This is a genomic window from Kitasatospora sp. NPDC036993 (assembly GCF_055607525.1).
The window spans coordinates 379,345-404,514 of record NZ_JBVJRP010000001.1; the positions used below are offsets into that span (position 1 = coordinate 379,345).

At 73.0% G+C, this 25,170-nt stretch carries 20 protein-coding genes; 11 read left to right on the plus strand and 9 right to left on the minus strand.

What is annotated here, in order from left to right; translation table 11 throughout:
* Window positions 1-215: 215 nt before the first annotated feature.
* On the minus strand, window positions 216-2,384 hold the full coding sequence (locus ACZ7C5_RS01790) for a S53 family peptidase (RefSeq protein ID WP_470321686.1): 2,169 nt from the start codon (window positions 2,382-2,384) through the stop codon (window positions 216-218).
* Between the two features lie 244 nt (window positions 2,385-2,628).
* On the opposite strand from ACZ7C5_RS01790, the gene ACZ7C5_RS01795 reads away from it, so the two are divergent.
* On the plus strand, window positions 2,629-3,195 hold the full coding sequence (locus ACZ7C5_RS01795; RefSeq protein WP_401089254.1) for a CGNR zinc finger domain-containing protein: 567 nt from the start codon (window positions 2,629-2,631) through the stop codon (window positions 3,193-3,195).
* Window positions 3,196-3,247: 52 nt separating this feature from the next.
* On the opposite strand, the gene ACZ7C5_RS01800 is transcribed toward ACZ7C5_RS01795, so the two are convergent.
* From ACZ7C5_RS01800 to ACZ7C5_RS01810, 3 genes are all read right to left on the minus strand, one after another.
* Complete coding sequence (locus ACZ7C5_RS01800) at window positions 3,248-4,738, minus strand: FAD-dependent monooxygenase (RefSeq protein WP_470321687.1); 1,491 nt, start codon at window positions 4,736-4,738, stop codon at window positions 3,248-3,250.
* A 178-nt stretch (window positions 4,739-4,916) separates the two neighbouring features.
* Window positions 4,917-6,617, minus strand: a complete 1,701-nt coding sequence (paaN, locus tag ACZ7C5_RS01805) for a phenylacetic acid degradation protein PaaN (protein ID WP_470321688.1) — start codon at window positions 6,615-6,617, stop codon at window positions 4,917-4,919.
* A gap of 161 nt (window positions 6,618-6,778) precedes the next feature.
* Window positions 6,779-8,050: a hypothetical protein gene (locus tag ACZ7C5_RS01810; RefSeq protein ID WP_401089248.1), complete on the minus strand. Its 1,272-nt coding sequence runs from the start codon at window positions 8,048-8,050 to the stop codon at window positions 6,779-6,781.
* A gap of 128 nt (window positions 8,051-8,178) precedes the next feature.
* On the opposite strand from ACZ7C5_RS01810, the gene ACZ7C5_RS01815 reads away from it, so the two are divergent.
* Window positions 8,179-8,763: a TetR/AcrR family transcriptional regulator gene (locus ACZ7C5_RS01815; RefSeq protein ID WP_188297157.1), complete on the plus strand. Its 585-nt coding sequence runs from the start codon at window positions 8,179-8,181 to the stop codon at window positions 8,761-8,763.
* A gap of 10 nt (window positions 8,764-8,773) precedes the next feature.
* Here ACZ7C5_RS01815 and ACZ7C5_RS01820 read toward each other — a convergent pair whose 3' ends face one another.
* Window positions 8,774-9,235: an Lrp/AsnC family transcriptional regulator gene (locus ACZ7C5_RS01820; RefSeq protein ID WP_470321689.1), complete on the minus strand. Its 462-nt coding sequence runs from the start codon at window positions 9,233-9,235 to the stop codon at window positions 8,774-8,776.
* 150 nt (window positions 9,236-9,385) lie between these two features.
* Here ACZ7C5_RS01820 and ACZ7C5_RS01825 point away from each other — a divergent pair, with 150 nt between their 5' ends.
* The 4 genes from ACZ7C5_RS01825 to ACZ7C5_RS01840 all read left to right on the plus strand — a co-directional run bounded on the left by ACZ7C5_RS01825 (window position 9,386) and on the right by ACZ7C5_RS01840 (window position 14,705).
* The gene (locus tag ACZ7C5_RS01825) at window positions 9,386-10,525 is read left to right on the plus strand and encodes a thiamine pyrophosphate-dependent dehydrogenase E1 component subunit alpha (protein WP_401089243.1); all 1,140 of its coding nucleotides are present in this window, start codon (window positions 9,386-9,388) and stop codon (window positions 10,523-10,525) included.
* A complete protein-coding gene (locus ACZ7C5_RS01830) occupies window positions 10,525-11,526 on the plus strand; it encodes an alpha-ketoacid dehydrogenase subunit beta (protein ID WP_401089241.1) in 1,002 nt (333 codons plus the stop codon). The genes ACZ7C5_RS01825 and ACZ7C5_RS01830 overlap by 1 nt, the downstream gene beginning before the upstream one ends.
* Window positions 11,526-12,857 (plus strand): dihydrolipoamide acetyltransferase family protein, encoded by a 1,332-nt coding sequence (locus ACZ7C5_RS01835; protein ID WP_401089284.1) that lies wholly within the window; start codon window positions 11,526-11,528, stop codon window positions 12,855-12,857. Before ACZ7C5_RS01830 ends, ACZ7C5_RS01835 begins: the two co-directional genes overlap by 1 nt.
* 489 nt (window positions 12,858-13,346) lie before the next feature.
* A complete protein-coding gene (locus tag ACZ7C5_RS01840; RefSeq protein ID WP_470321690.1) occupies window positions 13,347-14,705 on the plus strand; it encodes a globin domain-containing protein in 1,359 nt (452 codons plus the stop codon).
* Here ACZ7C5_RS01840 and ACZ7C5_RS01845 read toward each other — a convergent pair whose 3' ends face one another.
* Window positions 14,706-15,248, minus strand: coding sequence for an NUDIX domain-containing protein (locus tag ACZ7C5_RS01845; protein WP_401089237.1), 543 nt, complete (start codon window positions 15,246-15,248; stop codon window positions 14,706-14,708).
* Window positions 15,249-15,486: 238 nt separating this feature from the next.
* Here ACZ7C5_RS01845 and ACZ7C5_RS01850 point away from each other — a divergent pair, with 238 nt between their 5' ends.
* The gene (locus ACZ7C5_RS01850) at window positions 15,487-16,368 is read left to right on the plus strand and encodes an IclR family transcriptional regulator (protein WP_470321691.1); all 882 of its coding nucleotides are present in this window, start codon (window positions 15,487-15,489) and stop codon (window positions 16,366-16,368) included.
* Window positions 16,369-16,569: 201 nt separating this feature from the next.
* The gene (locus ACZ7C5_RS01855; protein WP_401089233.1) at window positions 16,570-16,995 is read left to right on the plus strand and encodes an SsgA family sporulation/cell division regulator; all 426 of its coding nucleotides are present in this window, start codon (window positions 16,570-16,572) and stop codon (window positions 16,993-16,995) included.
* Between the two features lie 99 nt (window positions 16,996-17,094).
* On the opposite strand, the gene ACZ7C5_RS01860 is transcribed toward ACZ7C5_RS01855, so the two are convergent.
* Complete coding sequence (locus tag ACZ7C5_RS01860) at window positions 17,095-17,475, minus strand: phage holin family protein (RefSeq protein ID WP_188297164.1); 381 nt, start codon at window positions 17,473-17,475, stop codon at window positions 17,095-17,097.
* 131 nt (window positions 17,476-17,606) lie between these two features.
* On the opposite strand from ACZ7C5_RS01860, the gene tenA reads away from it, so the two are divergent.
* Window positions 17,607-18,278, plus strand: a complete 672-nt coding sequence (tenA, locus tag ACZ7C5_RS01865; protein WP_401089231.1) for a thiaminase II — start codon at window positions 17,607-17,609, stop codon at window positions 18,276-18,278.
* A 56-nt stretch (window positions 18,279-18,334) separates the two neighbouring features.
* On the opposite strand, the gene ACZ7C5_RS01870 is transcribed toward tenA, so the two are convergent.
* Window positions 18,335-19,642 carry a hypothetical protein gene (locus ACZ7C5_RS01870; protein ID WP_470321692.1) on the minus strand — a complete coding sequence of 436 codons (1,308 nt, stop codon included), beginning with the start codon at window positions 19,640-19,642 and terminating at the stop codon, window positions 18,335-18,337.
* Between the two features lie 261 nt (window positions 19,643-19,903).
* On the opposite strand from ACZ7C5_RS01870, the gene ACZ7C5_RS01875 reads away from it, so the two are divergent.
* Complete coding sequence (locus ACZ7C5_RS01875) at window positions 19,904-20,104, plus strand: DUF5326 family protein (RefSeq protein WP_188297167.1); 201 nt, start codon at window positions 19,904-19,906, stop codon at window positions 20,102-20,104.
* An 82-nt stretch (window positions 20,105-20,186) separates the two neighbouring features.
* Here ACZ7C5_RS01875 and ACZ7C5_RS01880 read toward each other — a convergent pair whose 3' ends face one another.
* Window positions 20,187-22,961, minus strand: coding sequence for a PKD domain-containing protein (locus ACZ7C5_RS01880; protein WP_470321693.1), 2,775 nt, complete (start codon window positions 22,959-22,961; stop codon window positions 20,187-20,189).
* A gap of 367 nt (window positions 22,962-23,328) precedes the next feature.
* Between ACZ7C5_RS01880 and thiC the strand changes: the two genes are divergently transcribed.
* Window positions 23,329-25,143: a phosphomethylpyrimidine synthase ThiC gene (gene thiC / locus ACZ7C5_RS01885; RefSeq protein WP_470321694.1), complete on the plus strand. Its 1,815-nt coding sequence runs from the start codon at window positions 23,329-23,331 to the stop codon at window positions 25,141-25,143.
* Window positions 25,144-25,170 lie beyond the last annotated feature (27 nt).

Here is a 25,170-nt window from a genome sequence, read left to right on the forward strand (position 1 = left end):
CACCGAGCTTTGGGGAACCCTACGCACGGTCGAGAGGCTACGTCATCAGTCGTGCGTATGACAGTGGTCACGGTCGGTGGACCGAAGGGTTGACGATCAAGAAACAGCCCGGAAACACGCGCTTCGCGGCGCCGGGACGGCCGGGGGCGCGACACCGCCGGGGCGGGCCCTGACGGCGCCGCCCCGGCGGGGGTCCTGTGGTGCTGCCGGCGGTGTCAGCCGACGTTCAGCGCGACGTCGTCGATCACGAAGCCGGTCTGGAGCGAGGAGTCCTCGGTGCCGGTGAACTTGACGGTCACGGTCTGGCCGGCGAAGGAGGTCAGGTCCAGGGCGCGCTGGACGTAACCGGCGGCGGCGTCCGCGTTGGAGTAGGTCGCCAGCGTGGTGCCGTTGGCCTGGACGGTCAGCTTGTCGTACGCGGTGGAGCCGGTCTCCGCGGTGTCGACGTGCAGCCAGAAGGTCAGCTTGGCGGAGGCGCAGCCGGCCGGGATCGAGACGGTCTGCGCCATGGTGTCGGTGTGGGTCGAGCCGTAGCCGTCCATCCAGGCCTTCCAGCCGCCCGAGTGGGCCGGCTGGGAGGAGCTGTTGTCGACGACGCCGCTGGAGGCGGTCCAGGGGGCGGCGGTGCCGCTCTCGAAGCCGCCGTTGGCGACCAGCTGGGCGGCGGTGCAGCCGCCGGACGGCGGGGTGGTGCCGCCGCCGAGCAGGGCGGTGGTCAGCGCGTCGGCGACCGGGGAGCCCCAGCCGGTGACCTGGTCGTAGCCGGTCCTGGCGGGGAAGTCCTGGTTGGCGCCGCTGGTCACGTCGTGGAAGGTGCTGCCGTAGCCGCTGCCGTTCGCGACCGCGTACAGCCGGGGGCTCGCCTCGCCGAGGGCGGGCTGCCCGGCGGCCTTGGCCTTCTGGTCGAACTGGGCCGCGTAGCCGGACCAGAGCGGCGCGGCGGCGCTGGTGCCGCCGTAGACCTGCCAGCTGCCGGCGGTGTAGATCGCGAAGCCGCTGGCCGGGTCGGCGTCGGAGGAGACGTCGGGGACGGTGCGCATGGTGCCGCCGACGCCGGTGCCGGTCTGCCAGCTCGGCTTGGCGAACACGGTGGAGACGCCGCCGCCGGCGGTGCTCCAGGCGCTCTCCGAGGAGTAGGTGTTGCTGCCGGAGACCTTGAGGTTGGTGCCGCCGACGCCGGTCTGGTGGGGACTGGAGGCCGGGAAGTCGACGGCCTTGACGGTCGAGCCGCTGGTGGAGCGGGTGCAGTCGCGGGAGCCGTCGTCGCCGGAGGCGGAGAAGATCGAGATGCCCTGGGCGGCGGCCTGCTTGAAGGCGTTGTCGACCGCGGTCATCGAGGAGGCGGTGGTGTCGGGCTCGCAGGAGCCCCAGGAGATCGAGATGACCGAGACCCGGTTGTCGGTCACGATCTTGTTGGCCATGTCGATCTCGCCCTGGTCGCTGTTGGGCGCCTCGTAGACCAGCTGGGTGGCCTTGGGTGCCGCGCCGCGGACGATCTCGCTGTCCAGCTCGACCTCGCCCTGGCCCTGGCCGGGGGCGGAGTCGTAGGAGGCGCCGTCCACCGACACGGTGGTGACGGCCGGGCCGGTCAGCCCGTACTGGGCGTCGTAGGTGGTCAGGTTCGAGGACTTGTAGCCGTCGAACTCCCACAGCGCGACCGTGGTGCCGGTGCCGTCCGCGCCGGTCTTGTTGAGGTTGTAGGCGCCGGTGTACTGGGCCGGGGCCATGCCGCTCGGGGTGGAGTTCGGGGTGGAGTTCGCGGTGCCGGGAGTGACCGCGCTCGGCGTGGCCAGCCGGTTCTTGCGCACCGCGTGGTTGTCCAGGCCGCTGACGCCCTGGACCACGGCGGCCAGGTCGGAGGGGATCGAGGCGGCGGCGTCGTTGGCGAAGAAGGCGCGCTGGAGCTGCGGGTCGAGGTACGCGCTCTCGTGCGTGCCGAAGGCCTGGGAGACCTGGGCGGTGGTGCCGTGGGCGTTCACCGCCTGGCGGTTGGCGCTCACCTCGGTGACGGTCAGGCCCTGCTGGGCCAGGTAGGCCTTGACCTGGTCGACGGCGGCCTGGGTCGGGCCGAACCGCGCGGTGAACTGCTCGGGCGTCAGGTAGTGGCCGTACTCCGGGGTGCCCGGGGTGGCGACCGCGGTGAGGAGGCGGTCCAGGGCGTCCTGGTCGCGCAGCTTCAGGCTGACGGACACCGAGATCTGCTGCGCGGCCGGGACGTCGCCCTTCTTCTCCGAGTGGGCCACCGCGGGGTTCACGGTGTTCGGCAGGGCGACGCGCGGGGTGGCGTTGGGAGTGGCGGCCTGCGCGGTGGAGACACCGAGCGAGACGGCGGTCAGCGGCAGCACGGCTATCGCCGCGGCGAGGGCAAGGGAGCGGGGGCGCAACGGATCCTCCTCTGGCCGGCTGTGGGGGCCGGCAAGGGACCAGGCGTTCAGGGGGTCGAGAACGCTGGCTCGAACATGACAGAACCCGTGTGCGAAATGACTCATGGCCAGGCAATTCGTTGCTAAAAAACAGTCAACTGTGGAGGGCGGGGAACCCGGCGGTTCCATACGGTGAATGACGGCGTCCCGGGCCGCTCCCGGCCGTCCGGGCGCCCGTAGAATCGGACCGGGCCGAGGGAGGACGATGACTGAGGTGCAGCCGGATCCGCGGGACCCGCGGCCGCTGATCGGCGAGCCGCTCGCGATCGACCTGCTCAACACGCGCTGGGCCGGAACACCCGTCAACGACCTGCTCACCGGTGTCGAGGGGTACGCGATCTGGCTCTCCTCCGCCGGGCTGAGCGCGCGCTGCGCGGCCGACGAGGCGGGGCTCGCGGCGATCCGGCAGACCCGCGAGGCGGTCCTGCTGGCCGCCCGGGACGCCCGCGAGCGGGGCGGCCTGGGCGCCGCGGCGCGGGACGGGCTGGACGCGGTGCTGGCGCACGGACGGATCCGGCGGACGGCGGGGCCCGACGGGGCCGAGGAACTGGTCGAGACCGACCGGCCGCAGTGGCTGGCGCCCTGGCTGGCGGCGGACGGCTTCCTCGCGCTGCTCGGCCAGGGGGCGCACCGGGTCAGGCAGTGTGCGCACGAGGCGTGCATCCTGCACTTCTTCGACACCTCGCAGAACGGGCGCCGGCGGTGGTGCCGGATGGCGGTGTGCGGGAACCGGGCGAAGGCCGCGCGGCACTACGAGAGGGCGCGGGGCTGACCGGCGGCCGGGCGCGGGCGGGCGCGGTGGGCCGCGCCCGCCCCGGGGACGGTCAGGCCGGGGTGCCGAGCCAGCCGGTGAGGGCGGTGCGCAGCTCGCCCTGGCCGGGGTCGACGGAGGCCCAGGCGACGTAGCCGTCCGGGCGGATCAGCAGGACGGTGTCGCGCAGCTTGCCGTGCGGGTCGGCGGGGGCGGCGCAGACCAGCCGGTCCGCCCAGGGCTCGGCGGCGGCCAGCTCGTCATTGCTGACCAGGACGAACCTGCCCGCGCGCAGCGCCTCGTAGAGCCGCTCGGGGGCGGCCGGGGCGCCCTCGACGGGCCTGCTCAGGGCGGTCAGCCGCAGGTCGGGCACGCGCTTGCCGACCTGCGGGTGGGCGTCCTTGGGAGCGGGGTAGGAGATGCCGATGCCGGAGACCAGCCGGGCGCCGCGCTCGGTGACCGGGTCGAGGTGGCTGCCCAGCGCGGTGAGCGCCCCGCGCAGGGCGCGGGTGGGGGCGGACTCGGCGAGCGCCAGCCGGATCAGCGCGCCCGAGGTGCGCAGGACGGTCCTGCCGACCGGGTGCCGCTCGGTCTGGTAGGTGTCCAGCAGCGCGTCGGTGGTGTGGCCCCGGAGCGCTGCGGCGAGCTTCCAGGAGAGGTTGGCGGCGTCCTGGAGGCCGGTGTTCATGCCCTGGCCGCCGGCCGGGGAGTGGCAGTGCGCGGCGTCGCCGGCCAGGAAGACCCGGCCGGAGCGGTAGTTGGGGGCCTGTCGTTCGTCGCTGTGGAAGGTGGAGCTCCAGCGCACCTCGTGCAGGCCGTAGTCCTCGCCGAGGATGGCCCGGGTGAGGGCGGTGAGCTGCTCGGGCGTGGGGGTGGTGCCGTCCGGGTAGCGCTCCTCACGGTCCCAGGCGATGATCCTGGACCAGCCGTCGCCGAACGGGGCGATGAACGCGAAGCCGGCCTGGTTGGCGCCGACGGTGATCGCCTGGCCTGGCTCGCGCTCCAGCCGGACGTCGGCCAGCACCACCGAGTCGACCACCGACTCACCGGGGAACGGGATGCCCAGCAGGTCGCGGACGGTGGAGTGGACGCCGTCGGTGGCGACCGCGTACGCGGCGCGGTGGCTGCCGCCGTCGCGGGTCTCCAGGGTGACGCCCTCGGCGTCCTGGCGCAGTCCGGTGACCTCGGCGCCGCGCAGCACCGTCGCGCCGGCCTTCTCCGCGCGCTCCAGCAGCAGCCGTTCGACGTTGTACTGCGGGGTGATCAGGACGAACGGGAAGCGGGTCGGCAGTGAGCCGAGGTCGACGCCGAAGCGGTCGAACATCCTCAGCTCGCCGAGCGGACGGCCGGTGGCGATCAGCCCCTCGGCCAGGCCCCGGGCGTCCAGCAGCTCCAGGCTGCGGGCGTGCACGGCGAACGCCCGGGTGAGGTTGGACTCGGCGGCCCGCTTCTCCAGCACGGTGACGCCGACCCCGGCGGCGGCGAGGTCGCCGGCCAGCAGCAGTCCGGTCGGTCCGGCACCGACGATCAGGACGTCGGTTTCGGTCGTCGGCTTCACGGCCATGTATCAGCTCCCGTTGCTCAAAGGGCGGTCGGACGCCGTTCCCGGCGTTCTCCCAGCCTCCATCATCGCGGGCGCTGCCGGAGGTGTGAACCGCCGGGCCCCGGAGCCGTGAACCGCCGGGCCCCGGCGGTGGGTGACCGCCGGGGCCCGGGTCCGTCCCAGGGGGTGCCGGACCGGCTCAGGAGTGCCGGCGGATCTCCACGGTGCGGAACCGGTTGGCGACGAACGCGCCGTCGCAGTACGCGGAGTTGGCGGCCGGGTTGGCGCCGGTGCCGTGCAGGTCGGAGAAGGCGGCGGTCTGGTTGGGGTAGACCCCGCCGGTCAGGTTGAGCGAGAGCGAGACTCCGGAGTCCAGCGCGGCCTCGACCAGCAGCGCCTCCACCTCGGGCGAGGTGGTGTAGCCGGACGCGGTCATGGCGCCCTTCTCGCGGACCGTGGTGCGCAGCAACTCGACGGCGGCGGCGGTGGATTCGACGGCGACGGCGAAGGAGACCGGGCCGAAGCACTCGCTGCGGAAGACCGCGCGGTCGTCCGGCTTGTCGGCGTCCAGCCTGACCAGCGCGGGGGTGCGGACGGTCGCGCCGGGGAAGTCCGGCGAGGTCACCGCGCGCGGGGCGAGGGCGAGTTCGCCGTACTCGCCGCCGGCCGCGGCGACCGAGCGCTGGAGCACGCCGGGGTTGACCACGGCGCCGAGGACGGCGGCGGCGCGGGCGTCGTCGGAGAGCAGGCCCTCGATCGCGCCGGCCAGGTCGGTGACCACCTGGTCGTAGGACTTGTCGCCCTGGTCGGTGGCGATGCCGCCGCGCGGGATCAGCACGTTCTGCGGGGTGGTGCACATCTGGCCGCTGTAGAGGGAGAGCGCGAAGGCCAGGTTGCCCAGCATGCCCTTGTAGTCGTCGGTGGAGTCGATCACCACCGCGTTGACGCCGGCCTTCTCGGTGTACACCTGCGCCTGCCCGGCGTGCTCCTCCAGCCATTCGCCGAAGGCGGTGGAGCCGGTGTAGTCGATCAGCTTGATCTCGGGGCGGACGGCGAGCGCCGCGGCGACGGTGCCGCCCTCGTGCTCGGCGGCCAGGACGACCAGGTTCGGGTCGAAGCCGGCCTCGGCGAGCACCTCGCGGGCGATCCGCACGGTCAGTGCGAGCGGCAGCACGGCCCGCGGGTGCGGCTTGACCAGCACCGGGTTGCCGGTGGCCAGCGAGGCGAACAGACCGGGGTAGCCGTTCCAGGTGGGGAAGGTGTTGCAGCCGATCAGCAGCGCGAGGCCGCGCGGGACGACGGTGAACTCCTTGGTCATCACCAGCGGGTCGCGCTTGCCCTGCGGCTTGGTCCAGCCGGCCTGCCGAGGCAGCCGGGTCTGCTCGGCGTACGCGTAGGTGACGGCCTCCAGGCCGCGGTCCTGGGCGTGCGGGCCGCCGGCCTGGAAGGCCATGCCGTAGGCCTGTCCTGTGGTGTGCATGACGGCCTGGGCGAACTCGTGGGAGCGGGCGTTGATCCGGTGCAGGATCTCCAGGCAGACGGCGGCGCGCTCCAGCGGGCTCGCGGCGGCCCAGCCGGGGCGGGCGGCGGTGAGCGCGGCGATCAGCGCGTCCGGGTCGGCGTGCGGGTAGCCGATGCCCAGCTCGACGCCGTACGGGGAGGCCTCGCCGCCGACCAGGTCGCCGTCGGCGGGGTGGCCCGCCAGGGCGAAGGGCTCGCCGAGCAGGGCGTCGAAGGCGGCCTTGCCGTCCGCGGGGCCGCTCTCGCCGTACGCCTTCGGGAACTCGGGGTAGGGCGACCAGTAGTCGCGTGCGGCGGCGGCGGCCAGCGCGGCGTCCAGGGTGGCCTGGTGGCGCTCGACCAGCTCGCTGACGAGGGGGTGGGTGACCGCTGCGGACATCTGTGCGCTCCTCGGAGGGCCTCGGAAAGCAGGACGGGACACGCCCAGAGTAACCGAACGATCGGTCGGCTCACGAGGGTGCGGGGCGGGGAATCCGGGCAAACGGACGGGGGCGCGTCCGTGGTGGACGCGCCCCCGTGCGGGTGCCTGGTGATCCGGGTCTACGGCACGCCGAGCTCGAAGATGACGTACCCGGCGTACCAGCCGGAGGCGACCGCTCCGGTGCCCAGGACGGTGGCCAGCACCGGCAGGCTCAGCCTGCGCAGTCCCACCGCCAGCGCGATGAACAGCGGGAACGCCGGCAGCAGGTAGCGCGAGACGTTGCCGAAGATGCCCAGGCTGCCGAGCACCGAGACGATCGTGGCCAGCGTGTAGGCGGTCAGCACCAGCGGCGGGCGCAGCCGGATCAGCAGCGCGATCAGCGCCGGCAGGCTGAGCACGATCAGGGTGGCGAACACGTCGGGCACCCCGAAGGCGAAGGGGTAGTCGTTGCGGCCCAGCAGCACCCCGCGGACCGCGTGCCAGGTGCCCTGCCCCCAGTCGAAGTAGTGCAGCCAGGCGTCGTGCTGGAGACGGAAGTAGCCGCCCCACTCGCCGGTGCGCCAGCCCACCCAGCCGACGTAGCCGAGCAGGCCGACCGGGGCCAGCAGCATCGCGGCCAGCGGGCGCAGGACGCCGCTCTCCCGGCGGTACAGCTCGACCAGCGCGGCCAGGCCCACGGCGCCTATCAGTGCCGCCGAGGTGGGCCGGTTGAGCCCGGCGACCAGGGTGATCACCCCGGCCGCGACCCACTGCTTGGTCATCACGCAGTAGCAGGCCCAGGCGGCCAGCGCGACGAACAGGGAGTCCGAGTAGACCGCCCACTCGGCGCCCGAGCCCGGGGCGATCGCCCAGATCCCGGCCGCGATCACGCCCGAGCGCACGTCCCCGGTCAGCTTCTCCACCACGGCGTAGATGCCGGCCGCGGCGAACAGCGAGGCCACCACCGAGACCAGCATCCCGGCGCCGTACAGGCCGAGGCCGGTGACCTCGGAGACCCCGCGCATCAGGCCCGGGTAGAGCGGGAAGAAGGCGGCCGAGTTCTGCTCGATGCTGAAGCCGACCGGCCCGTTCGGGATCGGTACGATCGCCGGGTGGTACCCGAACTGGGCCACCTGCTGGTACCACCAGCCGTCCCAGCTGGCCACCACGTCCCAGGGGTTGGCGCCGCCGCCGAACCGGTCCGGCTTCTTCGCGTACTCGCCGGAGAAGGAGAGCAGCTTCATGAAGACGGTGAAGCCGACCAGCTTCAGCACCGCGTAGCACCACACCGCGGGACCGAAGCGGACGACCAGCGCCCGGCCGCGGTCCTGCCAGGTGCGCGCGGCGTCCTCCGGCCCTCCCTCGCTGCGCTGCTCGGGCACGTCGGAGGCGACTGCCGGTATTGCGTTCATCAGCCGTGGACCCCAGCCTGCTGGACGTGGACGGATCGTCCGCAGATTCTAGGGCCTGCGCCTCGGAAGTGGTGTGGACCAGCGGGCCCGATCGCGTACCGGCACGGACGGCCGGGGATACTCGGAGGATGGCCGATCACACCACGCGCACCGCCTACACCGTGGAGTCACTGCTCGCGGTGACCGTCGACGTCTTCAACGAGCGCGGCTACGACGGAACCTCGATGGAGGACCTGTCGCGGGCGGCCGGGATCTCCAAGTCCTCCATCTACCACCACGTGCGCGGCAAGGAGGAACTGCTGCGGCTGGCGGTCGGGCGGGCGCTGGACGGGCTGTTCGCGATCCTGGCCGAGCCGGCCGCGGTCGGGGGCCCCGCGGTGGAGCGGCTGGAGCACGTGGTGCGGCGCACCGCCGAGGTGCTGCTGGCGGAACTGCCGTACGTGACGCTGCTGCTGCGGGTGCGCGGCAACACGGCCACCGAGCAGTGGGCGCTGGAGCGCCGCCGGGACTTCGACCACCAGGTCGCCGAGCTGCTGCGGGCGGCGGTCGCGGACGGCGCGCTGCGCTCGGACGTGGAGCCGCGGCTGGCCACCCGGCTGCTGTTCGGGATGATCAACTCGATCGTGGAGTGGTACCGGCCGGGCCTCAAGTCCGCCGACGGCGTCGCGGACGCGGTGGTCCACCTGGCCTTCGACGGGCTGCGGGCGCGCTGACCGGCGCGCCTCAGTCGGGCGGCACCTGGTCCGTCTCCTCGAAGATCAGCATGGTGCGGGTGCCGAGCACCTGGGGGATGGACTGGATGCTGCCCAGCACCAGCTCCCGCAGCGCCTTGTTGTCGGCGGTGTGCACCAGCAGCAGGACGTCGAAGTCCCCGCCGACCAGCGCGATGTGCGCCACCCCCGGCAGCTCCAGCAACTGCTCGCGCACCGTCCGCCAGGAGTTCTGGACGATCTTCAGGGTGACGTACGCGGACGCGGCCTGACCTGCCCGTTCGTGGTCCACCCTGGCGGTGAAGCCGCGGATGATGCCGTCCTCGACCATCCTGGAGATCCGGGCGTACGCGTTCGCCCGGGACACGTGCACCCGCTCGGCCACCGAGCGGATGGAGGCGCGGCCGTCCTGCTGCAGCAGCCGCAGGATCGACCGGTCGACCCGGTCGAGTCTGGACATCTGTTCAGCCGACATGACCCCCCACCCTCCCCGATTGGACGTACTGCCCCCAGTCGACCGCCCGGCAGGCCGAATGTCCACCACCTTGTCACGCTTCTGGTCAAGATGAACAGACGACCGAACAATCGGTAGGGAGCCCCCCGCGACCCCTGGAGGTGCCCCGAGATGACCGTTCTCGACCACAGACACCGCACGCCGGTGCCCGGCTGGATGCCCGGGGCCACCGCCCCGCGCACCGATCCGGCCCCGCTCCTCCCGGACCTCTCCCCCGTCCGGGTGCTGGGCACCCCCGCGCTGGAGAAGCACGACCCGGCCCTGCTGCGCGAGCTCCACCGGCGCCTGGTCGTCGGCCGCCGGTACAACCAGCAGGCCACCACCCTCACCAAGCAGGGCAGGCTCGCCGTCTATCCGGCGTCCACCGGCCAGGAGGCCTGCCAGGTCGCCGCCGCGCTGGTGCTCGGCGAGCACGACTGGCTCTTCCCCAGCTACCGCGACACCCTCGCCGTGGTCTCCCGGGGCGTCGACCCGCTGGAGGCGCTGACCCTGCTGCGCGGCAACGCCCACACCGGCTACGACCCGCGGGCCAGCCGCACCGCCCCGCTCAGCACCCCGCTCGCCACCCAGGCCCCGCACGCCGTCGGGCTGGCGCACGCCGCCCGGCTGCGCGGCGAGCCGGTGGTCGCGCTGGCGATGCTCGGCGACGGCGGCACCAGCGAGGGGGACTTCCACGAGGCGCTGAACTTCGCGGCCGTGCTGAACGCCCCGGTGGTCTTCCTGGTGCAGAACAACGGCTACGCGATCTCCGTCCCGCTCAGCGCGCAGTCCGCCGCCCCGAGCCTGGCCCACAAGGCCGTCGGCTACGGCATGCCGGGCCGGCTGGTGGACGGCAACGACGCGCCCGCCGTGCACGCGGTGCTGACCGAGGCGGTCGAGCGGGCCAGGGCCGGCGACGGCCCGACCCTGGTCGAGGCGCTGACCTACCGGATCGAGGCGCACACCAACGCCGACGACGCGACCCGCTACCGCACCGAGCCCGAGGTGGCCGCCTGGCGGGAGCACGACCCGGTCCTGCTGATGGAGCGCGCGCTGCGCGGACTCGGCCTGCTGGACGACCGGCTGGTGCAGGAGGCGGCGGACGAGGCGGAGGCGCTGGCGGCCCGGATGCGGGCCGAGTTCCACGCCGACCCGGAGCTCGACCCGATGTCGCTGTTCGCCCACGTCTTCGCCGAACCGACCCCGCAACTGCGCGAGCAGGCAGCCCAGTTGGCCGCCGAGCTGGCCGCCGAGGCGGAGGTGGCCGACTGATGGGCACGGCGACCTCGACCCGGACCGCCTCCATGGCGCAGGCGCTCAACTCCGCGCTGCGGGACGCCATGCGCGAGGACCCGGCGGTGCACGTGCTCGGCGAGGACGTCGGCGCGCTCGGCGGCGTCTTCCGGATCACCGACGGCCTCACCGCCGAGTTCGGCCCCGACCGCTGCCTGGACACCCCGCTGGCCGAGGCCGGCATCCTCGGCACCGCGATCGGCATGGCGATGTACGGGCTGCGCCCGGTGGTCGAGATGCAGTTCGACGCCTTCGCCTACCCGGCGCTGGAGCAGCTGTTCTCGCACGTCGCCAAGATGCGCAACCGCACGGCGGGCAGGCTCCCGCTGCCGATCACCGTCCGCATCCCGTACGGCGGCGGCATCGGCGGCGTCGAGCACCACAGCGACGCCTCGGAGGCGTACTACGCCGCCACCCCTGGCCTGCACGTGGTGACGCCGGGGACGGTCGCCGACGCGTACGGGCTGCTGCGCGCCTCGATCGCCTCCGACGACCCGGTGGTCTTCCTGGAGCCCAAGCGGCTCTACTGGGGCAAGGCCGGCTTCGACCCGGCGGCGCCGGTCGAGCCGATCGGCCGGGCGGTGCTGCGGCGCGCCGGCACCTCCGCCGTGCTGATCACCTACGGCCCCTCGCTGCCGGTCTGCCTGAAGGCGGCGGAGGCGGCGCAGGCCGAGGGCTGGGACCTCGCGGTGCTGGACCTGCGCACCCTGGTGCCGTTCGACGACGAGACGGTCTGCCGGGTGGTGCGCTCGCTCGGCCGGGCCGTGGTGGTGCACGAGGCGAGCGGCTTCGGCGGCACCGGCGCGGAGATCGCCGCCCGGGTCACCGAGCGCTGTTTCCACCACCTGGCCGCGCCGGTGCTGCGGGTCACCGGCTTCGACGTCCCGTACCCGCCGCCGATGCTGGAGCACCACCACCTGCCCGGGGTGGACCGGATCCTGGACGCGGTCGCCCGGCTCCAGTGGGAGGACCGAGGATGATGCCCGTCGTGCGGGAGTTCCGGCTGCCCGACCTCGGTGAGGGGCTCACCGGGGCGGAGGTGGTGCGCTGGATGGTCGAGGTCGGCGAGGTGATCGCGGTCGACCAGCCGGTGGTGGAGGTGGAGACCGCCAAGGCCGTGGTGGAGGTGCCCTGCCCGTACGGCGGGGTGGTCACCGCGCGGTACGGCGAGGCGGGCGAGGAGATCGCCGTGGGCGCGCCGCTGGTGACGGTCGCGGTGGCGTCGGGCGGGACGGCCGCTTCGCCGCCCTCGGCCTCGCCTGTTGCGTCGCCGTCCGCGGCCTCGTCGTCGCCCGCCGCCGAGGTCGAGCGGCCGCTGGTCGGGTACGGGGTCGCCGAGCCGGGCCGGGGCGGGCGGCGGCGCCGGGTCGGGGCTCCGGCCCCGGCCGGAGCCGGCGGTGTGGCCGTGGCCGTCCGGGCTCCGGCGGTGCCGGCCGGTCCCGCGGTGATGCCGGTGATCTCGCCGCTGGTGCGGCGGCTGGCCCGGGAGCAGGGGGTCGACCTGGCCGCGCTCACCGGGAGCGGGCCGGACGGGCTGATCATGCGGGCGGACGTCGAACGGGCGGTCGCCGCCGGGGTGGCGGACCCGGTGGTGGCGTCGGCGTCGGCGTCGGCTTCGGTGCAGGGTGGCGTCGTCCCGCTGCGCGGGCTGCGCAAGGCGGTGGCCGAGAAGCTCAGCCGCAGCCACCGGGAGATCCCGGCGGCGACCTGCTGGGTGGACGCGGACGCCACCGAACTCATGGCGCTGCGACGACAGTTGAACGCCACGCCGGGGCCGAAGGTGAGCGTGCTGGCACTGCTGGCGCGGATCTGCACGGTCGCGCTGGCGCGCTTCCCCGAACTCAACTCCTCGGTGACCGCCGACGGTTCTGGCATCGTCCGGTACCCGGCGGTGCACCTGGGGTTCGCCGCGCAGGGCGAGCGCGGCCTGGTCGTCCCGGTGGTGCGGGACGCGCAGGGCCGCAGTACCGAGCAACTCGGCGAGGAGCTGGCCCGGTTGACCGAGGCGGCGCGGGGCGGTGCGCTCACCCCCGCCGAACTGACCGGCGGCACCTTCACGTTGAACAACTACGGAGTGTTCGGCGTGGACGGCTCCACCCCGATCCTCAACCACCCCGAGGCGGCGATGCTCGGAGTCGGCCGGATCGTCGCCAAGCCGTGGGTCCACCAGGGGGAGTTGGCGGTCCGGGAGGTGACCCAGCTGTCGTTCACCTTCGACCACCGGGTCTGCGACGGGGGCACGGCGGGCGGCTTCCTGCGGTTCGTCGCGGACTGCGTCGAGCAGCCGGGGATGCTGCTGCGACAGCTCTGAGCAGGGCTTCGAGTACGGCTTCGAGTACGGCGCCGGGCGGTGCGGGCACGGTCGCCCTGGGTGTGCGGAGGGCCACCCAGGGCGACCGCGGGCCGGGGAGAGTAGCGCGTTCCCGGCCCGGTTGTCCGGGATTCGCGTGATTCGTCGGCCGCGCGGCCCTGGCGTGCCAGGCTGCCTGGGCGCCAGCAGGGACAAGCCAGGCGGTGGCGCAGGCCGGCCGGAGGCGAAACGATTCTCTTGGGTACTCGAAACGTTGCGGTGAAGTCCCGCGGAACAGTTCTGGTCCGCACCGGACGCGGCTCGGCGGGGGTCGCCTCCGTCCCGGGCCTGTCGGAGGCCGCGCCCGAGGGGGGCACGTCCAAGGCGGCGGCCGTCCGGCCGCCGAGGCCGTCGGACCAGCAGCACCTCCCGCCGCCGGTGCCGGCGGACGCGCCGACTGCGGTGCTGCCGACGGTGCTTCCGCCGGTGCCGGTGCTTCCGCCGGTGCCGATGATGGAACCCGTCCGGCCGGTGGTCCCGGCCTGGCCGCCGGCCGTCCCCGTACCTGCGGCCGTGCCCGTCCCGGAGTTCCGTCCGCCGTTCGCCGACGCGCCCGGTCTCAACCGGGCGGGCCCCGGCGACCGGTGGAGCGACGCCTGGGGCGTACGGACAGCCGCCGGACGGCTCCGGGCCGCGCCCCTCCCCGCCGCGGGGGCGGGCCGGCCGGTGGAGGAGCCCACCGCCAGGGACGTCGAGGTGGTCCGGTCCTGCCTCGCCGCCGTCGAGCCGGTCGCCGACCGGGCCACCGGGCACTTCTACGCGCTGCTCTTCCTGCGCCACCCCGAGCTGCGCTCGTTCTTCCCCGCCGCCATGGACGCCCACCGCGACCTGCTGTTCCGCACCCTGCTGACCGTCGTGCGCCAGCTCGACCAGCCGGCGGCCCTGCGGGCCACCCTGGCCGGACTCGGCCGCGGCCACCGCAGGTACGGCACCCTGGCCGCCCACTACGCCGCGGTGGAGGAGTGCCTGCTGCGGACACTGGCCCGGTACGCGGCCGACCGCTGGGACGCGGAGGCCGATCAGGCCTGGCGCCGCGCCTACCGGATGACCGCCGCGACCATGATCGAGGCCGCCGAGGAGGACGCCCGCACCTCGCCGCCCTGGTGGCAGGGCGAGGTCGTCCGGCACGAGCGCCGCACCCGGGACGTCGCGGCGATCACCGTCCGGCCGGACCAGGCGTACCCGTTCCGGGCCGGGCAGTACGCCGCGCTGGAGACGCCCTGGTGGCCGCGGGTCTGGCGGCACTACTCCTTCGCCTGCGCACCCCGCGGGGACGGGCTGCTGACCTTCCACGTCAAGGCCGTCCAGGCGGGCTGGGTGAGCAACGCGCTGGTCCACCGGGCCGCGCCGGGGGACGTGCTGCGGCTGGGCCCGGCGGCCGGCTCGATGACCGTCGACCACGCGGCCGGCGCCGACCTGCTCTGCCTCGGCGGCGGCACCGGCATCGCGCCGGTCCTGGCCCTGGTCGAGGAGGCGGCCGAGTACGGCGTGCCCGGCCGCCGGGTCGAGGTGTTCTACGGCGCCCGCCGGGCCGAGGAGCTGTACGGGCTGGCCGGACTGCGCGAACTGGCGGGGCGTCACCCCTGGCTGACGGTCCGTGCCGTGCTGTCCGGGGGCGGCCCCGCCGGGCGCCTGCTGACCGGTGAACTGCCCGAGGTGGTGGGCAGGTTCGGCCCGTGGGCCGGCCGCGAGGCGGTGCTCAGCGGGCCGCCCGCGATGGTGCGCCGGGGCGTCGGGGTGCTGCTGCGCGCGGGAGTGCCGGCCGAGCGGATCCGGCACGACCCGGTCGGCGGCCCGGCCCTCGGGTGATCACCCGAGATCGGGTGCGAGGAGCGCGCGGATGCCCTCGACGTTGGCCGCGAGGTACGCCCGCAGCCGGGGCGGGACCACGTTGACCGAGGTGACGCCCTCGCGGGTGAACGGCAGCCGGACCACCTCGTACTCGCCGTGCGGGTCCGTCACCTCGGGCCCGTGCCGCCGGCTGAGGTCCATCGAGGCGAGCCGGCAGACGAAGAAGTGCTGCACCTTGACCCCGTGCGGGTGCAGCAGGGTGCCGTCGTCGTGGTGCGTGTGGCTGATGGTGTCGACGAAGGCGGGCACCACGTCCACGATCTTGCCGCCGAGCTCCTCGTCCACCTCGCGGTGCAGCGCCTCGACCACCGTCCGGTCCTCAGGCTCGACCCCGCCGCCCGGGGTGATCCAGTACGGGTGCGGCGAGCCGGGACGGACCCGGCGGATCAGCACGATCGAGGCCGGGCCGTACGGATCGTCCGGGTCCAGCTCCAGCAGGATCGCCCGTGCGGTGCGCTTCACCACGGGGCGCGGTGGCGGGGTGCGGTTCTCGGGGCCCATGGCCACCTCCGGGGCTGGCGCGTTGTGCGGGAGTCTCCCGCGCCGGAGCCGGGGCGAAACCAGGAGAACGGGTCGAAACACCCCGGGATCGGGTCGAAACGCCGACCTGGTCGGGTGCATCCGTTCGGAGTCCCGCTGTGCTGCAATGGGCAGCCATCGGGCGAAGCGGAGGTTTCGTCCCGCATGTCCATTCTGGGCACGGACCTGTACGAGGGACTCGGGCTGGGGGTTGGGTGGCATGGATCGGATCGCGCGGTCGTTCGAGCAGGCGCAGTCTTTCGAGCAGGTGCAGGCGTTCGGGACATCGCAGTCGTTCGCACAGGCACAGTCGTTCGGGGCCGCGCAGGAACCCGGGGAAGCCGTGCCGCGCGGCACGGCCGCGGACCGCGGGCCCACCCTGATCGGCTCCGTCCAGCGGGCGCTGCGGCTGCTGGAGGCCGTCGGGGGCTTCCGGCACGGCGCGACCGCCAAGCAGCTGGCCAGGGCCGCCGAACTGCCCCTCGGCACCGCCTACCACCTGCTGCGCACCCTGGTCCACGAGGGCTACCTGCGGCGCTCGGAGGGGCGGTTCTTCCACGGGGAGGCGCTCGACGGGATAGCCCGCTCCCGCGCCGGGCACGGTGATCCCGGCCTGCGGGCGCGGATGCAGGCGTTACGGGACGAACTCGGCGCCGCCGTCTACTTCGCGCTCTACCGGGACGGCGAGGTCCAGGTGGTGGACGTGGTCGAGGACCCGAACCGGCCCGCCGTCGAGCCCTGGGCGGACTTCAGGGCCACCGCCCACGCGCACGCCATCGGCCAGTGCCTGCTCGGCCAGCTGCCCGAGGAGGAGCGCCGCGACCACCTCTCCCGCCACCCGCCCGACGGGCTCACCCCGTCCACCCTCAGCGGCGAGACCGCAGTGCTGCGCCGGCTCGCCTCGCTGCGGCCGACCATGCCCGTGCTGGAGCGGCAGGAGTACGCGCTCGGCACGGTCTGCGCGGCCGTCGCCATCACCATAGGCCCGGTGGTCGCCACCATGGCCCTCTCGCTCCCGGTCGAGCAGTCCGACCGGCTGGTGCCCGCCGCCCGCCAACTGCGGCGCGGGGTCGGGGCGATGAGCCCGGCGTTCATCCTCTGACCCTACTTGGTCTAGACCGATGCCGATTCGTTCACCATTTGAAAAAGCACACCTTGTCCACTACATCCCCAAACGTGGACGATGATGATCGAACGTGGATTGGTTGCATAAACCGTCACAAAAACCGTCGAAAACATGTCCGGCCGCCATCGGGCCAAGCACCACCGGCGGCGTGCGGGCAGAACGAGAGGTACTGGCGCCATGCAGCACAACACAGTCCAGGGACACCTGGTGATGAACCTCGTGGTCTCGCACGAGCTCTCCTTCCGCCTCCCGGTGGACCTGGCGTACGAGGCCGACGACCCGTACGCCGTCCGGCTCACCTTCCACCTGCCCGGGGACGCCCCGGTCACCTGGTTCTTCGCGCGGGAGCTGCTGCTCGACGGGATCAGCGGCCCGGCCGGCGAGGGCGACGTGCACGTCCGCCCGGTCGGCGAGGAGCTCTCGGAGGTCTGCATCGTGCTGCGCTCCCCCGACGGCGACGCCCTGCTGCGGGCCCCGTCCGCGCCGCTGATCGCCTTCCTGGCGCGTACCGACCGGCTGGTGCCGATGGGCCAGGAGCTCACCGGACGGGACATCGACGCCCAGCTCGCGGACATCCTCAAGGGGCGTGAGAACGCGGGGTGAACGCTCCGGGGGCCGTCCGCCCGCACCGTGACGACGAAGGGGCCCGTACCCGGTGGAACACCGGGTACGGGCCCCTTCCGGGTGCCCGCACGACATCGGTCAGTCGTCGTCCAGGGCCAGGTGCAGGCCCCAGGCGACCAGGCTGATGATGAGCGAACCCACCAGCGCGGAGCCGAAGTTCACCACGTGGAAGTCCAGGCTCAGCTTCCCGGAGGCCCAGGAGGTGAGCAGGAGCATCAGGGCGTTGATCACGAAGGTGATCAGTCCCAGCGTGAGGATGAACAGCGGGAACGAGAACAGCTTGACCACCGGCTTGATCAGCCAGTTGACCACGCCGAACACCACGGCGACGCCGAGCACCGTCAGCGCCTTGTGCTGCCAGTCGGCGTTCCCCTGGGCGAGTTGGATGCCGCTGACGATCCAGGCGGCGACCCAGATGGCCGCCGCGTTGATCAGTGTCTTGATGACGAAACTCTTCATGCCGCCCAAGCCTGACAGGAACCCCGGTCCCAGCGGAACCACCGGACGGCGGGTCGGTGGCGAACGCCAGGGGGCGCGTAGGCGGACGGACGGGCCCGGGGGCCGAGCGGCCCGCCGGTTAGGGTCGCCCCATGAGCACCAAGACGCTGACCGAAGAACTCTGGGCGGCCATCGAGCCGGTGTACGCCGAGATCCTCGCCCACCCCTTCCTGGCCGGGCTCACCGACGGCACGCTGCCGCGCGAGGCCTTCCGCCACTTCGTCGTCCAGGACTCGCACTACCTGCGCGACTACGCCCGCGCGCTCGCCGTCTGCGCCGCCAGGGCGCCCGGCGAGGAGGACGTCAGGGCCTTCGCCGACGACGCGGTCGGCGCGCTGGCGGCCGAGCAGGGCATGCACGCCGAGTTCCTGACCGCGTTCGGCGGCAGCGCCGAAGAGGCGGCCGCCGAGCCGGTGCTGCCCACCACCCGGGCCTACACCAGCTACCTGCTGGCCACCGTCTACGGCGGCTCCTTCGCCGAGGCGGTCGGCGCGGTGCTGCCCTGCTACTGGATCTACGCCCGGGTCGGCGAGGCGCTGCTCGCCCAGGGCTCGCCCGACCCGCTGTACGCCAAGTGGATCGCCACCTACGGCGACGAGGCCTTCCAGTCGGTGGTCCGCCGGGTGCTGGCGCTCACCGACCGGCTGGGCGAGGAGCTGTCCGCGACCGAACGCCGCAAGGTGGTCGGGCACTTCGTGACCACCTCGCGCTACGAGTGGATGTTCTGGGACGCCGCCTGGCGCGGCGAGCGCTGGCCGGTCTGAGCCCGTGCGGCCGGCCTCCCCGGTGTTCCGGGAGGGCCGGCCGCACGCGGGTGTGCTCAGCCGGTGACGAAGTAGCCCGTCAGGTCGGCGATCAGGTGCACCGGTCCGCTGTGGTTGTAGACGGAGTAGGTGCCCCTGCCGGTGACCGCGGTGGTCGCCGAGTTGGCGACGGTCTGCCCGGGCTCGAAGTTGACCGTGGAGGTGTCCGGCCGCGTGCCCTGGCCCTGGCCCCGGAACACCGTGAGGTAACCGGACTCGCCGGCGTCGGTGACCGTGAGGTTGGCCTCGACGCCCATCGCGTTCGGGACGGAGCCGTCGGTGGGAACGGCCTGGAGGTCCGTGGTCGACAGCGGCAGGAGCTTGCCGCCGGCCTCCCGGGTGTCGCGGATGCGCACCGGCGTCCTGAGCGCGCTGAAGAGCCCCTGGCCGGACGGGCCGTAGGAGCCGACGACGTCCACGATGACGTGCGCCCAGCCGGCGTGGTTGTAGATGTCGATCTTTCCGTCGGCCCCGACCGGCACCACGACCTGGTTGGCGACGGTCCTTCCGACCGGGAAGTTGACGTTCGAACCGGAGGCGGGCCGCGGTGATCCGCTCGGGTACGCGGTCAGGTAGCTGTCCCAGGTGCCGTCGGTCGCGGTGACGTTGAGGATCACCGAGGTGGCGTCCGCGGTACCCAGCTCGGGGCGGCGGACCTGGTAGGTGCGCACCGCGTCGCCGCCGAGCCGTCCGGTGCCGTCCGTCCGGCTGTCGGCGATCCGGACCGGGTTCAGCGGGCCGTACTTGTCGGTCGCCCCGGGCCGGTAGTAGCCGACCACGTCGAGCACGACGTCGGTGGTGCCCCAGTTGTTGTAGACGGTGATCCACGGGGAGGTGCGGCTGACCGGGCCGACCGCGACCGTGACCAGGTTCGAGACGGTCTGGCCGGCCTTGAAGTTGATGCTGGAGGTGGCGGGCCTGGTGCCCGGCTGGCCGGGGACGGAGCCGATCGACAGGAAGCCGTCGGCGGTCGGATTGGTCGCGGTCACGTTGACCACCACGGCCGTGACGTCGGCCGGGACGACGGAGTAGCACTCCTGCGGCGGGTGGCTGTGACAGCCCGTGGCGAGCGGGGTCGAGAAGTACTCGCCCGCCTGGAGCGGCCGTGCGGTGCGGGTCGCCGGGACCTGGTTGTAGTCGCGGGTGTCCAGGACCCGGGTCGGGACCATCCCGGTGAAGCCGGCCGGGGCGGTGACGTCGGCCGCGGCGGTCGCCGGTGCGGCGGGAGTGGCGGGTGCGGCGGTGGCCACGCCGGCGGCGAGGGCGGGAGCGGTGAGGCTGAGGGCGGCCAGGGCGGCCAGGGAAACGGCTGTACGGGCTCGCATGATCGGACTCCCCCGGATCGACGGTGCCGGACCGGCCTGCTTCCGGCACTGGTTGGACGAACGGGAAGCCCGGAGGTTGCGCGTCCGTCCGGGTGAATTCTCGGGGGTCCCCCGGGGGGACGGGATCGGGGTGATCTCGGGGTTCTCTCCGGGCCGTTGGGCCTCGTTCCCGCACTCGCGCCACCGTACGATCGAAGTACCGAAAGCAAGCGGGATGCGGCACCGGACGGCGGCCGACCCGAGGGGAGAAGAGGAACCGACATGGCTGAGCTCTGGAAGTCGCTGCCCTCCTGGGTGCGCAACATCGTCATCCCGGTGCTGGTCCTGGTGCTGGCCTGGAACATCGTCGCCTTCGTCTTCGGCGTCGTCGGCGCGCTGCTCTCGATCGTGATCAAGCTGCTGGTGGTGGTCGGCATCGCGGCCGCCGTGGTGGTCCTGGTGAAGAAGGCCGCCAAGGGCTGACCGGCTTCCCGTGACGCCGCCCTGAGGCCCGGCCCCCCGCGAAGGGGGAGCCGGGCCTCGGGCGTTCCCGGGAGCGGGGCCGCTACTGGTTGCGGTAGTAGCCGAAGAGGTCGGCGATGACGTGGGTCGTGCCGGAGTTGTTGGCGATGTCGAACCGGCCCTGGGGGTCCACCGGGATGGTGGTGTGGTTGGGGACGTCCAGGCCCGGGCTGGCGTTGAGGTTGCTGGTGCCGGGCTTGGCCGTGCCGGTGGCCCAGGCGGTGAGGTGGGTGGGCTCCGTGGTCCCGGTCGCCGTCAGGTTGACCACCGCGGCGGTCGCCCCGGCGGGCACGCCGCCGACCGTACGGCTGGAGGACGGACCGAACGGGCCGCTGTCCCGCGAGTCCAGCAGGCGGCTCGGCGTGACCGGGGTGAACAGGCCCTTGCCGTCCGGGCCGTAGTAGCCGAAGACGTCGACCACCAGGTGGGTGGCGGCCGCGTTGGTGAAGAGCTCGACGCTGCCGTCCGCGCCCAGCGGGACCACCACCTGGTTGGGGATGTTCCGGCCGGGGACGGTGTTGAGGTTGGAACCGGCCGCGGGGCGCTGGGTGCCGCCGGGGTAGGCCGCGACGAAGCCCGCCGAGGTGGACCCGGTGGCCGTCACGTTGAGCACCGCCGAGGTCGCGTTCGCCGGCACACCGCCGGCGCCGGCGACCTTCAGCCGGCGGGCGCTGCCCGAGGTCAGCGGGTTGTCGTCGGACCGGGTGTCCAGCAGCCGGGCCGGGGCGACGGAGGCGAACCGGTCGGTGCTGCCGGCCGTGAAGTAGCCGAGCACGTCGGCGACGGCGTGCACGTAGCCGGAGTTGTTGCGGATCACCACCGTGCCGTTCGGGCCGACCGGCACGGTCACCAGGTTGGCGACGTCCTGGCCGGGGCCGAAGTTCACGTTCGAGGTGGCCGGCCGGGCGGCGGCGGACGGGTAGACGTCCAGGTGGCTGGTGGCGGTGCCCTGGGTGGCGGTCAGGTTGATCACCACGGCGGTGGCGTTCGCGGGCACCAGGTTGCCGGCCGAGCCGGAGACCCGGTTGCGGATGTCCAGGTCGAAGGTCGAGCCGGGGCCGAACCGCGGGTAGTGGCTGCCGGGCTGGCGGGTGTCCATGATCCGGGTCGGCGTGATCGCGGTGAAGCCGGACGGGGCGTAGTCGACGGTGACCTGCCGGGTGCTGGTCACGGTCGCGCCGGAGTCGTCGGTGACGGTGGACTTCACGGTGTACGTGCCGGGCTTGGCGTACACGTGGCGCTCGGTGAAGTAGCCCTCGTTCGGCTTGGCCGGGCCGTCGCCGAAGTCGAAGGAGTAGCCGCTGATCCGCCACGGGCTGGTCGTGGTGACCTTGGCCCTGACCGCCAGCGGGTCGCTGCTGGTGTCCTGGTCCACCGTGAGGGAAGCGGTGAGCGGCTTGTCCTCGCCCGCCTGGACCGGCCAGGACAGCTCGCCGGTGACCGAGCCACCGAGGCCGTCGGTGACGGTGACCTTCGGCCGGTAGTCGCCGGGAGCGGTGTAGGTGTGGCGGACCGTCGGCTCGGCGGAGGTCACCGGATCGGTGCCGTCGGCGAAGTCGAAGGTGTAGCCGAGCGTCGTCTTCCAGGTGTCGGTCGCCGTCGCGGTGAGCTCGACGGTGAATGGCGCGGGGCCGGTCGGGGCCTCGTGCACGGTCCCGCGCGCGTCCAGCCGGACCTCCTGGAGGCCGACGACCTCGTACGCGCCGCGGTCCCGGTAGCTGCTGTCCGGTCCGGTGTTGGCGACCTCCGGGTGGTCGACCGCTCCGTGGCCGAGCAGGTCGACGGCGGGGGTGCCGGGCGTCTGCGGACCGGCGGAGTCGATCGCGGTGCCCGCGGCAGGGCCGGTGGCGGCCTTGGGGACGGACAGCGGCCAGAAGGCGTCGTCGAACTGCACGTAGCCGTTCAGGTCGTGCTTGCCCTGGCCGGTGGCGGCCAGGAGGTCTTCGGGGGCCCTGTAGACGGCGCCGGCCCACTTGTAGGTGTCGGCGGAGGGCCATCGCAGGGTGTTGTAGTCGAGGGTGGTCCCCGCCGTCGAGCCGGCGGACACCTGGACGGTGCCCAGGGCCACGACGTTGTCGGTGATCGTGGCATGGTCGGACGAGCCGGCCAGATCGAGGACGACCGAGGTGTTCCACGTCGTGTGCGTGGTGTTGTGGGTGATCGTCGCGCCCGGGGCGTCGGTCAGCGAGACCGACGAACCGTACACGGTGACGAAGTCGTTCCCGGCGATCACCGTCCCGGTGACACCCGGGCCGGCCGTCACACCGCCGCTCGTTCCGCGGACGACCGACCGCTCGACCCTGACACGGTCGCTGGGCCCGGTGATCCTCACGGCCGGCCGGACGGCCGCGTTGTTCTCCTGCTCGATCCAGTTGCCCGAGAGCTCGACCCGGCTGACGCCGTCGAGCTCGAAGCCGGGCACGTCGAAGCCGGAGAACACGATGTCGTGCTGGCCGGATATCTTCACCGGCTGCCGCAGCGGACCGGAGATGGACGGGATGTCCGGCGACTTGCCGAGACGGCCCGCGCCGCGGAAGGTGATCGGCTTGCCGGGCTCTCCGGAGTGCCGGACGGTCACGTCCTCGATGTAGCTGCTCTGCGCGACCTCCACGGTCTGGCCCGGCAGCACTCGGTCCGCGGCGGCCTGGATGGTGCAGAACGGTATGGCCCGGGTGCCGGGGCCGCTGTCGTCGCAGGTGGAACCATGGTCCTTCACGTACAGCACGGCGGCCGGTTCGGCCGCCACCGCGGGCAGTGGCAGGCCCACCACCGCGGAGATCACGGCGGCGCTCAGGCCCGCCGCATGACGGATGCGCACGGTGCGTTTCCCCCAAGAGTCGTCAAAGCCGCGGACCCCCCGGGCGGAGTGCGGGCCCGGGTGGGCCGTGCACGCCCTGATGGAGTGTCTGCGGAGCGTTGGTGAGCATTATGGGGGCGGGGTAGGACGGTTTCGGCCGTGGGGTGCTCCGGGCGTCGTCGGCCGGCCCCCCGGTGACACGCTCTGGACCTGCGGCGATCCGCTCGCTACCGTGTTGGGCGTCGTGTGCAGGCAACACCGCCTGCGACGCGGGAGCTCGGAGCACCGGGCTGAGAGGGCGCTGACCGGGACGTCGACGGACGGACCGACGGCTGCGTCGACCGCAGGAACCTGACCGGGTAATGCCGGCGTAGGGAGTAGAGGTCTGATGACCACGTTCGAAGCACAGCCGCAGTCTGCCCAGGGCGCCCCCAGCAGCGAGCGCACCGGCTACCCGACCCCGGCCTGGCGCAAGGCCCACCGCGAGGGATCGCGTCCCGACCTGCGCGTTCCGTACCGCGAGGTGCAGCTCACCAACGGCAGGACCGTCCCGCTGTACGACACCTCGGGCCCGTACACCGACCCGTCCTACGAGCCCGACGTGCGGCGCGGCCTGCCCGCGCTGCGGGACGCCTGGATCCGCCAGCGCGGCGACGTCGAGGAGTACGACGGCCGCGAGGCGCGCCCCGAGGACGACGGGATCAGGCACACCTCGCCGCGCGGCGGCAACCTGCGCAACCTGGACGCCGTCTTCCCTGGCCGTCCGCGTCGCCCGCTGCGTGGCCGCGGCGGTGTCGCCGTCACCCAACTCGCTTACGCCAAGCGGGGCGTGGTGACTCCCGAGATGGAGTTCGTGGCGCTGCGCGAGGGCCTGGCGCCCGAGTTCGTGCGCGCCGAGGTGGCCCGCGGACGGGCCGTCATCCCGGTCAACGTGAACCACCCGGAGGTGGAGCCGGCGATCATCGGCACCAACTTCCTGGTGAAGATCAACGCCAACATCGGCAACTCGGCCGTCACCTCCTCGATCGAGGAGGAGGTGGAGAAGATGACCTGGGCCACCCGCTGGGGTGCCGACACCGTCATGGACCTCTCCACCGGCCGTAACATCCACACCACCCGCGAGTGGATCCTGCGCAACTCCCCGGTGCCGATCGGCACGGTGCCGCTCTACCAGGCGCTGGAGAAGGTCGACGGCAAGGCCGAGGAGCTGAGCTGGGAGGTCTACCGGGACACCATCGTCGAGCAGTGCGAGCAGGGCGTCGACTACATGACCGTCCACGCCGGCGTGCTGCTGCGCTACGTCCCGCTCACCGCCCGCCGCAAGACCGGCATCGTCTCGCGCGGCGGCTCGATCATGGCGGCCTGGTGTCTGGCGCACCACCGGGAGAACTTCCTCTACACGAATTTCGAGGAGCTCTGCGACATCCTCGCCTCCTACGACGTCACCTTCTCGCTCGGTGACGGCCTGCGCCCGGGCTCGATCGCGGACGCCAACGACGAGGCCCAGTTCGCCGAGCTGAAGACCCTCGGCGAACTCGGCCGGATCGCCCGCGAGCGGGACGTCCAGGTGATGATCGAGGGCCCGGGCCACGTCCCGATGAACAAGATCAGGGAGAACATGGATCTCCAGAAGGAGATCTGCGACGAGGCGCCGTTCTACACCCTCGGCCCGCTCACCACGGACGTCGCGCCCGGCTACGACCACATCACCTCGGGCATCGGCGCCGCGATGATCGCCTGGTGGGGCACCGCGATGCTCTGCTACGTGACCCCCAAGGAGCACCTGGGCCTGCCCAACCGGGACGACGTCAAGACCGGCGTGATCACCTACAAGATCGCCGCCCACGCCGCCGACCTGGCCAAGGGCCACCCCGGCGCCCAGGCCTGGGACGACGCCCTCTCCGACGCCCGCTTCGAGTTCCGCTGGGAGGACCAGTTCAACCTGGCCCTCGACCCGGAGACCGCCCGGTCCTTCCACGACGAGACCCTCCCCGCCGAGCCCGCCAAGACCGCCCACTTCTGCTCGATGTGCGGCCCGAAGTTCTGCTCGATGAAGATCTCCCAGAAGATCCGTGACGAGCACGGCGACGGTTCCACCGCGGTGAACACCGAGTTCGACGCCGAGGCCCTGGCCGGCATGGCCGAGAAGTCGGCCGAGTTCGCGGCCCAGGGCAACAAGGTGTACCTCCCCCTGGTCGACTGACGCGGGACACCCGAGCGCCGCCCTCGA

What these genes read in the sequence shown, in the direction of transcription:
- ACZ7C5_RS01845 (WP_401089237.1), bottom strand. Translation starts at nt 15,248, where the DNA reads ATGGGCCCCGAGAACCGCACCCCGCCACCGCGCCCCGTGGTGAAGCGC.
- ACZ7C5_RS01870 (WP_470321692.1), bottom strand. Translation starts at nt 19,642, where the DNA reads ATGCGAGCCCGTACAGCCGTTTCCCTGGCCGCCCTGGCCGCCCTCAGC.
- ACZ7C5_RS01795 (WP_401089254.1), top strand. Translation starts at nt 2,629, where the DNA reads ATGACTGAGGTGCAGCCGGATCCGCGGGACCCGCGGCCGCTGATCGGC.
- ACZ7C5_RS01855 (WP_401089233.1), top strand. Translation starts at nt 16,570, where the DNA reads ATGCAGCACAACACAGTCCAGGGACACCTGGTGATGAACCTCGTGGTC.
- ACZ7C5_RS01825 (WP_401089243.1), top strand. Translation starts at nt 9,386, where the DNA reads ATGACCGTTCTCGACCACAGACACCGCACGCCGGTGCCCGGCTGGATG.
- tenA (WP_401089231.1), top strand. Translation starts at nt 17,607, where the DNA reads ATGAGCACCAAGACGCTGACCGAAGAACTCTGGGCGGCCATCGAGCCG.
- ACZ7C5_RS01875 (WP_188297167.1), top strand. Translation starts at nt 19,904, where the DNA reads ATGGCTGAGCTCTGGAAGTCGCTGCCCTCCTGGGTGCGCAACATCGTC.
- ACZ7C5_RS01800 (WP_470321687.1), bottom strand. Translation starts at nt 4,738, where the DNA reads ATGGCCGTGAAGCCGACGACCGAAACCGACGTCCTGATCGTCGGTGCC.
- paaN (WP_470321688.1), bottom strand. Translation starts at nt 6,617, where the DNA reads ATGTCCGCAGCGGTCACCCACCCCCTCGTCAGCGAGCTGGTCGAGCGC.
- ACZ7C5_RS01815 (WP_188297157.1), top strand. Translation starts at nt 8,179, where the DNA reads ATGGCCGATCACACCACGCGCACCGCCTACACCGTGGAGTCACTGCTC.
- thiC (WP_470321694.1), top strand. Translation starts at nt 23,329, where the DNA reads ATGACCACGTTCGAAGCACAGCCGCAGTCTGCCCAGGGCGCCCCCAGC.
- ACZ7C5_RS01850 (WP_470321691.1), top strand. Translation starts at nt 15,487, where the DNA reads ATGGATCGGATCGCGCGGTCGTTCGAGCAGGCGCAGTCTTTCGAGCAG.
- ACZ7C5_RS01810 (WP_401089248.1), bottom strand. Translation starts at nt 8,050, where the DNA reads ATGAACGCAATACCGGCAGTCGCCTCCGACGTGCCCGAGCAGCGCAGC.
- ACZ7C5_RS01840 (WP_470321690.1), top strand. Translation starts at nt 13,347, where the DNA reads ATGATGGAACCCGTCCGGCCGGTGGTCCCGGCCTGGCCGCCGGCCGTC.
- ACZ7C5_RS01830 (WP_401089241.1), top strand. Translation starts at nt 10,525, where the DNA reads ATGGGCACGGCGACCTCGACCCGGACCGCCTCCATGGCGCAGGCGCTC.
- ACZ7C5_RS01835 (WP_401089284.1), top strand. Translation starts at nt 11,526, where the DNA reads ATGCCCGTCGTGCGGGAGTTCCGGCTGCCCGACCTCGGTGAGGGGCTC.
- ACZ7C5_RS01860 (WP_188297164.1), bottom strand. Translation starts at nt 17,475, where the DNA reads ATGAAGAGTTTCGTCATCAAGACACTGATCAACGCGGCGGCCATCTGG.
- ACZ7C5_RS01820 (WP_470321689.1), bottom strand. Translation starts at nt 9,235, where the DNA reads ATGTCGGCTGAACAGATGTCCAGACTCGACCGGGTCGACCGGTCGATC.